The sequence below is a fragment of the Pseudoxanthomonas daejeonensis genome (assembly GCF_022637495.1).
Taxonomy (GTDB): Bacteria; Pseudomonadota; Gammaproteobacteria; order Xanthomonadales; family Xanthomonadaceae; genus Pseudoxanthomonas; species Pseudoxanthomonas daejeonensis.
In genome coordinates this window covers 2,166,492-2,180,190 of sequence record NZ_CP093331.1, presented here as the reverse complement: position 1 = coordinate 2,180,190, position 13,699 = coordinate 2,166,492, and the positions used below count along the sequence as shown (strand labels likewise).

Annotated in this window: 15 protein-coding genes; 10 read left to right on the top strand and 5 right to left on the bottom strand. The window is 69.6% G+C overall.

The features are described 5' to 3' along the window. Window positions 1-17 precede the first annotated feature (17 nt). The 3 genes from rimI to pssA are packed head-to-tail and all read right to left on the bottom strand — an operon-like array spanning window position 18 to window position 1,758. Complete coding sequence (gene rimI / locus MNQ95_RS09885; protein ID WP_162408395.1) at window positions 18-524, bottom strand: ribosomal protein S18-alanine N-acetyltransferase; 507 nt, start codon at window positions 522-524, stop codon at window positions 18-20. Further along, a complete protein-coding gene (locus tag MNQ95_RS09880; protein ID WP_162408396.1) occupies window positions 521-985 on the bottom strand; it encodes a hypothetical protein in 465 nt (154 codons plus the stop codon). Before MNQ95_RS09880 ends, rimI begins: the two co-directional genes overlap by 4 nt. Continuing rightward, window positions 982-1,758: a CDP-diacylglycerol--serine O-phosphatidyltransferase gene (pssA, locus tag MNQ95_RS09875; RefSeq protein WP_162408397.1), complete on the bottom strand. Its 777-nt coding sequence runs from the start codon at window positions 1,756-1,758 to the stop codon at window positions 982-984. Before pssA ends, MNQ95_RS09880 begins: the two co-directional genes overlap by 4 nt. A 118-nt stretch (window positions 1,759-1,876) precedes the next feature. Between pssA and MNQ95_RS09870 the strand changes: the two genes are divergently transcribed. From MNQ95_RS09870 to MNQ95_RS09855, 4 genes are all read left to right on the top strand, one after another. Further along, the gene (locus MNQ95_RS09870) at window positions 1,877-2,263 is read left to right on the top strand and encodes a DUF4124 domain-containing protein (protein ID WP_162408398.1); all 387 of its coding nucleotides are present in this window, start codon (window positions 1,877-1,879) and stop codon (window positions 2,261-2,263) included. Between the two features lie 2 nt (window positions 2,264-2,265). Continuing rightward, entirely contained in the window at window positions 2,266-2,538 is a 273-nt protein-coding gene (locus MNQ95_RS09865) for a DUF4124 domain-containing protein (protein WP_162408399.1), read from the top strand. 81 nt (window positions 2,539-2,619) lie between these two features. Next, window positions 2,620-4,317: a proline--tRNA ligase gene (locus tag MNQ95_RS09860; RefSeq protein ID WP_241952767.1), complete on the top strand. Its 1,698-nt coding sequence runs from the start codon at window positions 2,620-2,622 to the stop codon at window positions 4,315-4,317. 175 nt (window positions 4,318-4,492) lie between these two features. Then, window positions 4,493-4,936, top strand: a complete 444-nt coding sequence (locus tag MNQ95_RS09855; RefSeq protein ID WP_241952766.1) for an H-NS histone family protein — start codon at window positions 4,493-4,495, stop codon at window positions 4,934-4,936. A gap of 76 nt (window positions 4,937-5,012) precedes the next feature. Here the strand turns inward: MNQ95_RS09855 and MNQ95_RS09850 are convergent, their stop codons facing one another. Continuing rightward, window positions 5,013-6,260, bottom strand: coding sequence for a threonine/serine exporter family protein (locus MNQ95_RS09850; RefSeq protein ID WP_241952765.1), 1,248 nt, complete (start codon window positions 6,258-6,260; stop codon window positions 5,013-5,015). A 28-nt stretch (window positions 6,261-6,288) separates the two neighbouring features. Here MNQ95_RS09850 and MNQ95_RS09845 point away from each other — a divergent pair, with 28 nt between their 5' ends. The 4 genes from MNQ95_RS09845 to MNQ95_RS09830 are packed head-to-tail and all read left to right on the top strand — an operon-like array spanning window position 6,289 to window position 9,911. Beyond that, window positions 6,289-7,515 carry an ABC transporter permease gene (locus MNQ95_RS09845; protein ID WP_425605741.1) on the top strand — a complete coding sequence of 409 codons (1,227 nt, stop codon included), beginning with the start codon at window positions 6,289-6,291 and terminating at the stop codon, window positions 7,513-7,515. A gap of 1 nt (window position 7,516) precedes the next feature. After that, window positions 7,517-8,332, top strand: coding sequence for an ABC transporter ATP-binding protein (locus MNQ95_RS09840; protein ID WP_241952764.1), 816 nt, complete (start codon window positions 7,517-7,519; stop codon window positions 8,330-8,332). A gap of 2 nt (window positions 8,333-8,334) precedes the next feature. Beyond that, the gene (locus MNQ95_RS09835) at window positions 8,335-9,261 is read left to right on the top strand and encodes an MlaD family protein (RefSeq protein WP_162408405.1); all 927 of its coding nucleotides are present in this window, start codon (window positions 8,335-8,337) and stop codon (window positions 9,259-9,261) included. Then, window positions 9,258-9,911: an ABC-type transport auxiliary lipoprotein family protein gene (locus MNQ95_RS09830; RefSeq protein WP_241952763.1), complete on the top strand. Its 654-nt coding sequence runs from the start codon at window positions 9,258-9,260 to the stop codon at window positions 9,909-9,911. Before MNQ95_RS09835 ends, MNQ95_RS09830 begins: the two co-directional genes overlap by 4 nt. A 98-nt stretch (window positions 9,912-10,009) precedes the next feature. On the opposite strand, the gene MNQ95_RS09825 is transcribed toward MNQ95_RS09830, so the two are convergent. Then, window positions 10,010-10,633, bottom strand: coding sequence for an alpha-ketoglutarate-dependent dioxygenase AlkB family protein (locus tag MNQ95_RS09825; protein WP_241952762.1), 624 nt, complete (start codon window positions 10,631-10,633; stop codon window positions 10,010-10,012). 98 nt (window positions 10,634-10,731) lie between these two features. On the opposite strand from MNQ95_RS09825, the gene MNQ95_RS09820 reads away from it, so the two are divergent. Together MNQ95_RS09820 and MNQ95_RS09815 are read left to right on the top strand one after the other, a co-directional pair. After that, window positions 10,732-12,372 (top strand): electron transfer flavoprotein-ubiquinone oxidoreductase, encoded by a 1,641-nt coding sequence (locus MNQ95_RS09820; RefSeq protein ID WP_241952761.1) that lies wholly within the window; start codon window positions 10,732-10,734, stop codon window positions 12,370-12,372. Between the two features lie 65 nt (window positions 12,373-12,437). Then, window positions 12,438-13,694, top strand: a complete 1,257-nt coding sequence (locus MNQ95_RS09815) for a glycosyltransferase (RefSeq protein ID WP_241952760.1) — start codon at window positions 12,438-12,440, stop codon at window positions 13,692-13,694. Window positions 13,695-13,699 lie beyond the last annotated feature (5 nt).

Below are 13,699 nucleotides of genomic sequence, written 5' to 3'. Positions count from 1 at the left end.
GCGCGCAAAGCACGTGCCTACAACGGCGGCATCTTCTCCACGTCGCCGTCGACCAGCTCCAGTGCCATCACCAGCGCGTCCTCGCGCCCCTGGGCCGCGGGGTAGTAGCGCGGTCGGCGACCGATCTCGTTGAAACCCTCGCTGTGGTACAGCGCGATCGCCGGCGGATTGGAGGGCCGGACTTCCAGGAAGATCCGCCGTGCGCCGCGATCGCGCGCGGTGCGCAGCAGCGCGCGCAGCAGGTGGCGGCCGAGGCCACGCGACTGCCGCTCCGGCGTGGTGCACAGGTTGAGCAGGTGCGCTTCGTCGGCGGCGATGCTCATCACCCCGTAACCGGCGGGCCGGTCGTCCTCGAGCGCCAGCAGCGCCGGATAGCCGGCCAGCAGGCAGTCACGGAAGATGCCGCGGGTCCACGGGTACGGATAGGCGCGCTTCTCGATCGCCATCACCGCATCAAGGTCGCCCTCGCGCAGGCCGCGCAACCGCCACGAGGGCGACAGGTCGCGATACGCGGCCACGCTCATGGCCGTTTCCGCAGTGCGCGCAGCTGCGGCCAGAACGCGCGCTTGGCCGCGGCGTCACCGCGCAGGTGGTCCATCGGCCACTGCGCCATCGCCGCCTGCGCCGCGGGATCGGCCGGGTCCAGGCCGGACGCGCGCAGCATGGCCAGCTGCAGGCGATCAGGCAGGCGCGCCGGACGCCGCGCCACGGCACGGGGCGACGCGGCTTCCGGGGTTTCCAGCTCCACGACAGGCGCGACCGGCGCCTGCGGCGCGCGCTTCACGACAGGCGCAGCGTCGACCGGTGCCGCGGGGAGCCGGGCCGGCGTGGAGCGTGGCGCGGGCGCTTGCGTACCCGCCTGCCGGGCCACCGGTTCAAGATCGTGCTCTTCCTCCCCGGCCGCGCGCGGGCGCAGCACGACATGGCCCAGCGCCTGCAACCAGCGACGCTGCTCCGGGCTCCAGGGTGAGGCCTCGCCGTTCACGCCGGCTCCGAACGCCGCCTCGTGCGCTGCCACAGGGCGAGCAGCGGACCGGACAATGCATAGATCACGCCCACCGCCAGCAGCACCCGTGGCGGGTCGATGACCACCATCGCGATCACCACCGGCACCACCAGCAGCACCGCGAACGGGACGCGGTCGGCGCGCGCCCCCCCTTCGCCGCTGCCCTTGAAGCTCCAATAGCGGATCCGGCTGACCATCAGCAGGCCGGCGCACAGGGTCACGCCGAGGGCCACGTAGCGCAGCTCCTCGCCGCTCCAGCCCAGCTCCCCGTCGGCGAAGGCCCAGACGAAGGACATCATCAGGCCGGCCGCGGCGGGGCTGGCCAGCCCCACGAACCAGCGCTTGTCGACGATGCCAACCTGGGTGTTGAAGCGGGCCAGGCGCAACGCCGCGCAGGCCGCGTACAGGAAAGCCACTGCCCAGCCGACCCGTCCGAGCGTCCCGCCGTCGAATTTCAGCGCCGACAGCGACCAGTGGTACATCACCAGCGCCGGGGCCAGGCCGAAGCTGACCAGGTCGGCCAGCGAGTCGTACTGCACGCCGAAGTCGCTGCTGGTGCCGGTGAGGCGGGCGACCCGGCCGTCGATGCCGTCCATGATCCCGGCCACGAACACGGCGATGGCCGCCGCGGTGAACTGGCTGTTGGCCGCCGCGATGATCGCGTAGAAGCCCGCGAACAGGCCGCAGGTCGTGAACAGGTTGGGCAGCAGGTAGATCCCGCGCGAGCGCGGCGGTGGGCGATCGAGGTCCATGGGTGCCAGTGTACGGGCCGGCCGGCCCCCTGCGAACCGTGACCGCGCGACTTGCCAGCCCGGCGGCCGGGTGCTGGAATCGGCGCACCGCCCATCCCGACCCGCTGGAGACCCTCCGATGCGCTTCCCGTCCCGCTCCTGCCTGCTGCTCCTTGCCGCGGGCCTGTGCTTCGGCGCCCCGGCGACCAATGTCTACCAGTGGAAGGACGCCAAGGGCGTGACCCACTCCGCGGACAAGCCGCCGCCGGGCACCAAGTACGACACCCGCCGGATCGATACCCGGGGCGAGACGGGGGTATCCGCATCGACGACCCCCACGCCCACCGTCGACCCCCAGTGCGGTACCGCCAGGCAGAACCTGCAACTGCTGGGAAGCGGCGCCCCGGTGATGCGCGATACCGATGGAGACGGCAAACCCGATACCGCCCTGAGCGACGAAGACCGCGCCGCGCAGACCGCGCTGGCGGAGGCCGCCGCCAAGGCCTACTGCCCGCCCGCCGGCTGAGCATGCGCGCGGCCTGGGCAATCGTGGCCGGCCTGGTCCTGGGTGGCGGCCTGGCCTGGTGGCTGGCCCGCGACCAGGCCCCGCAGCGTTCACCCGAAGCCCGCCAGCGCGCCGAACAGGCGGCCGCCGCCAACGCCGAAGACGCCCAGCGCCCCCTTTACCGCTGGCGCGACGACGCCGGCAGCCTGCAGATCACGGACACGCCACCGAAGGGACGCCCCTTCGAACGCATCGCCCGCGAACCGGCGTCGGGCATCCGCGTGCACGGCCAGTAGCCACGCCGGAGGGGTGTCGGCGAGGCAGGGCCCGCCCGGTGCTGGCAGAATGTCGCGTTCCCCGCCAAGACCCCACCCGCGATGCGCCTGTCCCGCTTCCACCTGCACACCACCAAGGAAACCCCGGCCGACGCCGAACTGGTCAGCCACCGGCTGATGCTGCGCGCCGGCATGATCCGCAAGCTCGCCGCCGGCCTGTACACCTGGTCGCCGCTGGGCCTGCGCGTGCTGCGCAAGGTCGAGGCGGTCGTGCGCCAGGAGATGGACCGCGCCGGCGCGATCGAACTGCAGCTGCCGACCATCCAGCCGCAGGACCTGTGGGAGGAGACCGGCCGCTGGGAGAAGTTCGGCGCCCAGCTGCTGAAGATCCGCGACCGCAAGGAAGCCGGGTACTGCTACAGCCCCACCGCCGAGGAAGCGATCACCGACTTCGCCCGCCAGGAGCTGTCCAGCTACAAGCAGCTGCCGGTCAACTTCTACCAGGTCCAGACCAAGTTCCGCGACGAGATCCGCCCGCGCTTCGGGGTGATGCGCGCGCGCGAGTTCCTGATGAAGGACGCCTACTCGTTCCACGCCAGCGATGCCGACCTGGCCCGCGAGTACGAGAACATGAAGGCGGCCTACACCCGCGTCTTCACCCGCCTGGGGCTGCAGTTCCGCGCGGTGCAGGCCGACTCCGGCGCGATCGGCGGCGACGCTTCGCAGGAGTTCCACGTGCTGGCCGAATCGGGCGAGGACGCACTGGCGTTCTCCACCGGCTCGGACTACGCAGCCAACGTCGAGGCCGCGCAGGCTGCCGATCCGGCACCGCGCCCGGCCGCGTCCGAAGCCCTGCGCAAGGTCGAGACGCCGGTGCAGAAAACCTGCGAGGACGTCGCCGCGCTGTTGGGTATCGCGCTGCAGCGCACGGTCAAGTCGGTCGCGATCATGGGTGCGGACGGCTTCGTCCTGGCGCTGGTCCGCGGCGACCACATGGTCAACGAGATCAAGCTGGGCAAGGTGCAGGGCCTGGCCGACTACCGCCCCGCCACCGAAGCGGAGATCGCCGAGCACCTGGGCAGCGAGCCGGGGTTCCTGGGTCCGGTCGCGCCGCGCAGGGCGATCCGTGTCGTTGCCGACCGCGAGGTCGCGTCGATGGCCGACTTCGTCGTCGGCGCGAACGAGGCCGGCTTCCACATCGCCGGGGTGAACTGGGCGCGCGACCTGCCGGAACCGGACGTGGTCGCGGACATCCGCAACGTGATGGCCGGCGATCGCGCGGCCGACGGCGGCGAGATCAAACTCGCGCGCGGCATCGAGGTCGGGCACGTGTTCCAGCTCGGCCGCAAGTATTCGGAAGCCATGAAGTTCACCGTGCTCGACGAGAACGGCAAGGCCGCGGTGCCAGCGATGGGCTGCTACGGCATCGGCGTCTCGCGGATCGTGGCCGCGGCGATCGAGCAGAACCATGACGAGGCCGGCATCATCTGGCCGGTGCCGATGGCGCCGTGGACCGTCGCAGTGTGCGTGATCAATCCGAAGAAGGATGCCTCGGTCGATGCCGCCGCCGAGGCATTGCTGTCCGATCTGATCGACGCCGGCCTGGATGCGGTGCTCGACGACCGCGGCCTGCGTCCCGGCGCGATGTTCGCCGACATCGAACTCATCGGCATCCCGCACCGCGTGGTGGTGTCGGAACGCGGCCTGGCCGCCGGCACGTTCGAATACCGCGCACGCAACGCCAGCGAGGCCGAATCGCTCGATCGCGCACGACTGATGGACAAGCTGCGCGGCAATTGATCGCGCGCGGGACAATAGCGAGCCATTACGGCCCGATTATCTGCGGATAATCGGGCCGTTTTTCCATGGTTTCACGCGACTTTCATTTGCCGCCGATAAAGCGCGTGCCTTATCCTGACCGCGCCCGTGCCAATGGCGCACACAGCGCATCCCCAGATTCGAGACGGAGAATTCGATGTCGATCGACCTCAGTACGCTTTCGCCGCGCGAACTCGGCACCCTGATCACCACGGCCCAGAAGCGCCAGGCAGCGCTGGCCAAGCGTGCGCCGATCGCCCAGGTCCGCGGCAAGCTCACCAAACTGGCAAAGGCCGAGGGCTACACCATCGAGGAGCTGTTCGGCGGCGATGGTGGCGGCATCAGCCCCAGCGCCACGCCACGCAAGGCGGCCTCGCCCGCGCGCGGCCGCAAGCTGGGCAAGGTCGCACCGAAGTACCGGAATCCACAGAATCCCAAGGAAACCTGGACCGGTCGCGGCAAGCAGCCGCGCTGGCTGGCGGCCTATACCGCCAAGGGCCGCGACCTGGGCGAATTCGTGATTCCCGGCGTGGCGCGCCTGACACCGGCAAAATCGAAGCCGGCCACCAAGAAGCGCGTGGTCAAGAAATCCGCCAAGTAACTGGGAAGACGCCGGCCAACGCCGGCGTTTTCATTCCGGGCACCCGTCCGCGCACGGACTGGCGCTGCCGCCACGGCTACAGGTTCTTGCGTGCCGGCATCAGCAGGTTGCCGAACAGCAGCCCCGCCACCAGCGCCATGACGATATTGGTCACGCCCAGCAGCGCGCTCTGGCCGGCGTCCACGTCCTGTTGCTGGACCAGGGTGAGCAGCCCCCGCAGGCTGGCACTGCCGGGCACCAGCATGATGATGCCGGGCAGGCGGATCACCGCGCCCGGCCGCTGCATCCAGCGCCCGAATGCATTGCCCGCCGCGGTCAGCACCAGCGCCGAAACGAAGATGCCGGCCGGGCTGCCCCAGGCCGCCCCGGCGTTGATCGCGATCAGGTAGCCGGCGATGGCGGCGCCCATGACCCACGGGTAGTCGCGCCGGCTGGCCTTGAACAGGACCGCGAAGGCGAACGCGGCCAGCACCATCGCCACCCACACCACCCAGTCCGGCTGCGGCCGCCAGGCACGCACCTGCGGCTGCACGCCGAGGATATCGAGCAGCTGGACCGCGATGATCGCGCCCACGGTCAGCTTGATCACCGTGGTCAGCGCGCCGGCGAAGCGGACCGTGCCCGACACCCAGTGCTGGCTGCTCAGCTCGTTCATCGCGTTGGTGATCGCCATGCCGGGCAGCAGCACCACCAGGGAGGCGATTACCACCGAATTGAGGTTGAGCGGACCGATCAGCGCCGCGACCAGGGTGATCGCCGCACCGGCGGTCAGCGCCGCCAGCGCATCCGAGGCTTCCTTCAGCGCCGGTCGCGAACTGGTGAACTGGTCCAGCAGGCCGATCAGCAGGCCGGTGACCGCCGCGGTGGCGATGTCCAGCCACGGCAGGCGCCACAGCCCGGCGACCGCGGCGGCGGCCAGGCCGAACGCCAGCACCTGCATCACCCGGGTGCGCGTCTTGGGCGGGCGGTCCAGGGTGCGCAGCGCGGTATGCCCCTGGGCGATGCTCATCTGGCCCATGGCCACCGCCTCGGCGATCCGGTCGGCCTCGCTGAGCTTGTGCAGGTCGTTCTCGCCCGGCGGCAGGCGGATCACCCGGGTCGTGTCGCTGCTGCCCATCGGCTTGCCCGGCTCGTTGAAGCTCAGGATCAGGCCGGTCGGGTTGGACCAGGCCTCGCACTCCAGGTCCAGCCGATGCGACAGCGCGGTGATCGTCGCCTCCAGCCGCTGTGCGGTCGTCCCATAGCGATGCAGGCGCGCCGCCATCTCCGAGACGAACGCGATGCGCTGCGCATAACTGGCGGTGGGGCGGGCGACGGCATCCATCGGCCTAGTATCGCCCGGCGAACGTCGCCTGGTTAACAGCGGGTCTCCAGCGCCCCGCGGGCGGCCCACGCCGACCGGGCGGCGCCACGGCACGTGCACGCTCCTTCCGGGTATGCTCCCGGCTCGGAAAACACCCATGACCGAAGAGAACGGATCCCATCCCCGCTGGCAGCAGGCACAGTCCGGACCCGGCAGGATCATCCTGACCGGCCAATGGACGCTGGCCCATGCGTTGCTCATTTCCGACCAGTTGCGCGGCGTGCCCGAGGCGACCACCTCGGTGGATGCCTCGGCGATCGAGCGCCTGGATTCGGCGGGCGTGATGCAGCTGATGCGCTTCGCACAGCGGCGCGGCCTGGACAGCGAGCACCTGCTTTTCAGCGATGGGCATGCGGCCCTGGTCCAGGTCATCGAGGACGTGGCCGACGACCGGCCGCGGCGGCGGCGCGACTACGGCTTCGCCGCTGCGCTGGAGCGCCTTGGCCGGGCGACGGAGACCATCACCCGCTCGGTGGTGGAACTGGTCGGGTTCACCGGCGAGAACCTGAGCAAGATGCTGCGCATGGCGCGCGAGCCGCGCCGCTTCCGGCTGACCGCCACCGTAGCGCACATGGAACAGGTCGGCCTGGACGCGGTGCCGCTGGTGGCGCTGCTGTCGTACCTGGTCGGCGCGGTGATCGCCTTCCTGGGCTCGACGATCCTGCGCGACTTCGGCGCTGAGATCTACGTGGTCGAGCTGGTCGGCATCGCCTTCCTGCGCGAGTTCGCGGTGCTGCTCACGGCGATCGTCCTGGCCGGCCGCACCGCCTCGGCGTTCACCGCCCAGATCGGCGCGATGAAGAGCCGCGAGGAGATCGATGCGATCCGCACCCTGGGCCTGGACCCGGTCGACCTGCTGGTGATCCCGCGCGTGCTCGCCCTGCTGGTGATGCTGCCGCTGCTGACCTTCATCGCGATGATGGCCGGCCTCGCCGGCGGCGTGACCGTAGGCGCGTTCGACCTGGACATCCCACCGCAGATGTACCTGTCGCGAATGCACGAGACCGTCGAGGTCCGGCACTTCCTGGTCGGCATGTCCAAGGCGCCGGTATTCGCCCTGGTCATCGGCCTGATCGGCTGCCTGGAGGGCTTGCGCGTGGAAGGCACGGCGCAGTCGGTCGGCGAACGCACGACCTCCAGCGTGGTGCAGACCATCTCGCTGGTGATCATCCTCGACGCGATCGCCGCGTTGTGGTTCATGCACATGGACTGGTGAGATGGCCGACCCGGACCGCGACATCGCGATTTCCGTGCGCGGGCTGGCCAACCGCTTCGGCAGCCAGACCGTGCACGAGGGGCTGGACCTCGACGTGCGCCGCGGCGAGATCCTCGGCGTGGTCGGCGGATCGGGTACCGGCAAGTCGGTGCTGATGCGCAGCATCCTGGGCCTGCAGCGGCCCGCGGAGGGTCGCATCGAGGTACTGGGCGAGGATGCGCTGTCGGACGAGCCGGCCACCCGCCTGCGCATCGAGCGCAACACCGGCGTGCTGTTCCAGGACGGCGCCCTGTTCTCTTCGCTGAGCGTGGGCGAGAACGTGCAGGTGCCCCTCAAGGAGCACCATCCGGAACTGCCCGAAAGCTGGCGCTACGAACTGGCTTTGCTCAAGGTGAAGCTCGCCGGCCTGCCGGCGGATGCGCTCGACAAGCTGCCCTCGCAGCTGTCCGGTGGCATGCGCAAGCGCGCAGGCTTGGCCCGCGCCCTGTCACTGGACCCGCCTTTGCTGTTCCTGGACGAACCGACCGCCGGCCTGGATCCGATCGGCGCGGCCGCCTTCGACCACCTGCTGCTGACCTTGCAGCGGGCGATGGGGCTGACCGTGTTCCTCATCACGCACGATCTCGACACCCTGTACGCTATCTGCGACCGCGTGGCCGTGATCGCCGACCGCAAGGTGGTGGTCAACGCGCCCCTGGCGGAGGTCGAGCGTTTCGACCACCCCTGGGTGCAGGAATATTTCCACGGCCCGCGCGCCCGCGCCGCGCGCCGTGCCAGTGCCGGCCATGACCCGGCCATCGCCACGGAGTCGGACTGACCATGGAAACACGCGCCAACTACGTGCTGATCGGCGCCTTCACCCTGGTGGTGTCGATCGCGCTGCTGCTGTTCGGCCTGTGGGCCGCCAAGTATTCGTCCGAGCGCAGCTGGCAGCGCTACATGATCGTGTTCGACGAGGCGGTCACCGGCCTGTCGGTGGGCAGCCCCGTCCAGTACAACGGCATCTCAGTCGGTTCGATCGAGAAGCTGTCGCTGGATCCGCAGGATCCGCGCCGGGTGATCGCGATCATCCGCGCCGACGCCAGCACCCCGGTCAAGTCCGACACCCGCGCCAAGATGGCGATCACCAGCCTGACCGGACCGTCGATCATCCAGCTCTCCGGCGGCACCCCCGGCGCGCCGATGCTGACCGCGGTCGACCAGCGCGATCCGCCGGTGATCCAGACCACGCCATCGGCGCTGCAGAACATCACCGACACCGCCAACCGCATCGTCGAGCGCCTGGACCAGGTGCTCAGCGACCAGAACGTGGCCCACATCTCCACCACCCTGGAGAACCTGGAGCGGATCAGCGGCACCCTGGCCGCGAAGGACCAGGGCATGGAGGCGCTGCTGGTCAGCGCGCGCGATGCCGCGCGCAGCCTCGACGCGACCCTGCAGACCACCAACGCGACCGTGCAGCGGGTGGACCAGAACCTGGTGCGCGAACTGCCCGGCCTGATCGAGAAACTCGATTCCACCCTGGCCCGGCTGGATTCGGCCGCCGGCAATGCGGACGGCATCCTCAGCGAGAACCGCGCGGCCATCAACAGCTTCGCCAACGACGGCCTGGCCCAGCTCGGCCCGACCCTGACCGAACTGCGCGGCCTGATCCGCGACCTGCGCCAGATCAGCGACCGGCTGGAGAACAACCCGTCCCGCTACCTGCTCGGCCGCGACGCACCCAAGGAGTACGAACCGCAATGAAGCCCCGTGCGTTCCCCGCGCCGCTGCGCGTGCTGGCGTTGCTGCCGATCATGGCGATGCTCGCCGGCTGCTCGATCCTGGGCGGCAAGCCGCGCGACCCGGTCACGATCTATTCGCCGCAGGCCGTCGCCCAGTCCGATCCGTCCTGGCCCCAGGTGGACTGGCAGCTGGCGATCGCCAAGCCCAGCGCCACACGCCTGATCGACAGCCCGCGCATCGCCGTGCGCCCGGTCCCGGGCGAGTTGCAGGTGTACCGCGGATCGTCCTGGGCGCAGCCGCCGACCGACATGATCGAAGCCGTCGTCCTGCGCGTGCTGGAAGACTCCGGCAAGATCGCCGGCGTCGGCCGGGTGGCCACGGGCATGCGCTCGGACTACCGGCTGGCGATGGACGTACGCCGCTTCGAATCGGACTACCGCGGCGGCGCGCTGCCGGTCGCCACCATCGAGATCAGCGCGACCCTGCTCAACAACCGCGACCAGCGCATCGTCGCGCGCCGCACCTTCCTGCGCGAGGAAGCGGCGGCGACCAACGACGTGGCCACGGTCACCGACGCGTTCGGCCGGGCGCTGGCCGCTGTCTCCAGTGAAATCGCCGGCTGGACCCTGGCGCAGGGCCATGGCGACGCGCAGACGCACCCGACGCTGTAGCGCCGGTCTGCCGGGTCGGACTCCGCGCCACCGCGCTTGCTGCAGGAGCGGACTCCAGGCCAAACAGCCGACGCCGTCCGCCCAGGCGGCCCGTCGCTTCAACGGCCTCGGGGTCGCGGCCGCGCCTGCTCCTGCAATGGCAGGACCTGGCGGAACGTGAGGTTGATCCGTTCGCCCACCGGGAGTGCGGTGCGGGGCAGCGCGTGCTTCCAGTGACGCTGCGTTTCGCCACCCATCAGCAGCAGGCTGCCCGGCTCCAGGTCCAGCGCCAGCCGCGACGCCGGATCACCGCGGTGGCGCATCAGGAAACGGCGGGTCGCACCGAGGCTGATCGATGCGATCAACGGCGCGGCTCCCAGTTCGCGCTCGTCGTCGCTGTGCCAGCCCATCGCGTCGAGGCCACTGCGGTAGCGATTGGCGAGGACGCTGTTGAATCGGTGGCCCAGGTCGCCCTCCAGGCGGTGGCGCAGCGCGGCCAGGGCTGGCGACCATGGCCGCGGCTCGAAGCGGCTGCCCGAATAGCGATAGGCGGCGTCGGCATCGCCTATCCAGCAGCTCAGCCGCGGCGAGGCCACTTCACGGCCGAACATCCGGATCCGGTGGACCTCCCAGGGCACGTCGCGCAACAGGCAGGACATGAGCGCAGCGGCGGCATCCGGGGCCAGCCAGCCCCTCGCCAGCCTTACCTGCGCATCCGGAAGCTCGAAATCGATCCATTCCATGGCCCCACGCTAGCAGCGCCGGCGGCGGGGCGCATTTGCCCCGCCCGCGCCGAACGCCGAAAATGTCCAGCAAGCCAGAACAGCCAGCGGAGCAGGGAATGACGGAGCACGAAGCCAGCACGATTGCCGCCGACGCCGTCGAGCGCGACGTGATGGAGTACGACGTCGTCACCGTGGGTGCGGGCCCGGCCGGCCTGGCCTTCGCCATCCGCCTGAAGCAGCTGGACCCGGGCATCTCGGTCTGCGTGATCGAGAAGGCCAGCACCGTCGGCGCGCACATCCTGTCCGGCGCGGTGATCGAGCCCGGCCCGCTGGACGCTTTGCTGCCCGGCTGGCGCTACAACCCGCCGCCGGTCTGCGTGGCGGCCGGCGAGGACGAGTTCTGGTTCCTGACCAGGGACGGCGGACGCAAGTCGCCGATCGTGCCACCGGGGATGCGCAACCATGGCAACTTCATCGTCAGCCTCGGCGCGATGTGCGCCTGGCTGGCGCCGCAGGCCGAATCGCTGGGCGTGGAGATCTACGCCGGCTTCGCCGCGGCCGAGACCCTGCACGCCGACGACGGCACCGTGCTGGGCGTGCGCATCGGCGACATGGGCATTGCCCGGGATGGTTCGCACAAGCCCGGCTACACCGCCGGCATCGATATCAAGGCCAAGGTCACCGTGCTGGCCGAAGGCGCGCGCGGGCACCTGACCAAGCGCCTGGTGAAGCGTTTCGGGCTGGATAACGACAGCGATCCGCAGAACTATTCGATCGGCATCAAGGAACTGTGGCAGGTGCCGGAAGGCCGGGTCACACCCGGCAAGATCGTGCACACCCTGGGCTGGCCGGCCGACAACCACACCTACGGCGGCAGCTTCGTCTACCACCTGGAGAACAACCAGATCGCGCTGGGCTACGTCAGCGGACTGGATTACCGCGATCCGCAGTACAAGCCCTGGGAGGCCTTCCAGCAGTGGAAGAACCACCCGACGATGAAGCCGCTGCTGGACGGCGGCAGCATCCTTTCCGCAGGCGCGCGCGCGATCGTGACCGGGGGCTGGCAGTCGTTGCCGAAGGTCGAGATGCCCGGCGCGCTCCTCATCGGCGACGGCGCAGGCCTGCTCAACGTGCCCAAGATCAAGGGCACCCACCAGGCGATCCGCAGCGGCATGCTCGCCGCCGAGCACCTGGTCGCCAGCGCCCTGCAGCCAGCCGGCTTCGACGCGGCGCTGCGCGCATCGCCGGCGATGGACGAGCTGAAGCAGGTGCGAAACATCAAGCCCGGCTTCAAGAAGGGCCTGTGGTTCGGCCTGGCCAATGCCGCCTGGGAAACGGCAGTCGGCGGCGCTTCGCCGTGGACGCTTGCGAGCAAGGCCGACTGGTCGACGCTGGACAGGATCGGCGAACACGAGCAGCCCAAGCGCGATTACATCGACCGCAGCCTCGCCCCGCGCGACCGCCTGCAGGGCGTGTATTACGCCGCCACCGAACACGATGAAGACCAGCCGGTGCACCTGAAGGTCGCCGACACCTCGATCTGCGTGGACCGCTGCACGGCCGAGTACGCCAACCCCTGCACCCGCTTCTGCCCGGCCGGCGTGTACGAGATGGTCGAGGACGACGCTGGCCGTCGCCTGCAGATCAACGCCGCCAATTGCGTGCACTGCAAGACCTGCGACATCAAGGACCCCTACGAGATCATCACCTGGGTGACGCCGGAGGGTGGTTCGGGGCCGAACTACCAGAACCTGTGAGCCATTCGCGACCGACGTGGAGGTCGGCCCTGCGGGCCTGGCGATGGCGCATGACGCTAAGGCGCATGCGGGGTCTGTGGCATAGCCTCACGCATCGTGGTGTCCGCGCCACGTTGCTGCGGGCCTGGCGATTTCTGATCGACCGCGCGGGAACGGGCACCGGACAGGCAAGCCTCCAGCCCAGCCCCGTACCGCTGGCAGGGAACAGTTCCTGGATACTGGTTCTCGACGCACTCATGCCCGACCCGACACGCGATTCCGGTTCGGTGCGCATGCACGAAATACTAACGCTCATCCACGAGCTGGGCTGGTCGGTGGCCTTCGCACCCGACAGTGGTCGTGCCACCGAGAGCGAGAAAAACGCGATGGTGGAGGCCGGTATCGCGGTCATCGGCGTGGCCGGGACACCGTCCCTTCCCGACTGGCTGGAGGCTCACGGTGATTCGCTGGCCGCCGCCATGTTTTGCCGGCATGAGGTCGCCTCTGCGCACATCGACCTGGTACGCGCTGCCGCGCCCGGCGCGCGGGTCCTGTTCGACACTGTAGACCTGCACTCGTTACGGGAAGAGCGGACCGCGCGACTGAGCGGCGATCGCGCATTGTTGCGCAGGGCGCGGCGGTCCTGGCGGGTCGAACGCGACCTCGCAGCCCGCAGCGACGTCACCTTTGTAGTCAGCCCAGTGGAACAGGAGCTGCTTCAGGCGGAACTGCCGGACGCACGCATCGAGCTCCTTTCCAACATCCATTCAGTCGCCGGAACCAGCATGCCCTTCGACGGCAGGCACGGCGTGCTGTTCGTCGGTGGGTTTGCCCACCCCCCGAACCGCGACGCGGCGTATTGGCTGGTGGAGGAGATCCTGCCCCTGATCCATCGCCACTCACCTGGCATGCCACTGCACCTGGTCGGAGCCATCCCCGACCATGAGCGTGACGCGCTGCAGCGCGAGCACGTCCACATCCACGGCCAGGTCGCCGACCTGGCTCCCTGGATGGACCAATGCCTGCTCGCGGCGGCGCCACTGCGCTCCGGTGCGGGAGTGAAGGGCAAGGTCAATAGTGCGATGAGCCATGGCTTGCCCGTCGTTGCCACGCACATGGCGGCCGAGGGGATGCACCTTGAGGATGGCCACGATGTGCTGCTGGCCGATACGGCTGAGCAGTTTGCCGCGTGCGTCGCACGCCTCGCACGTGAGCCGCTGCTGTGGGCACGGCTATCTGCCAATGGGCAGGACAACATCCAACGCCACTTTTCCCGCCAATGCGCGCGAAGGGCACTTCAATCGGCCCTACCGCCCCTGCCACCGCGGTCGACGAGCCACTGATACTG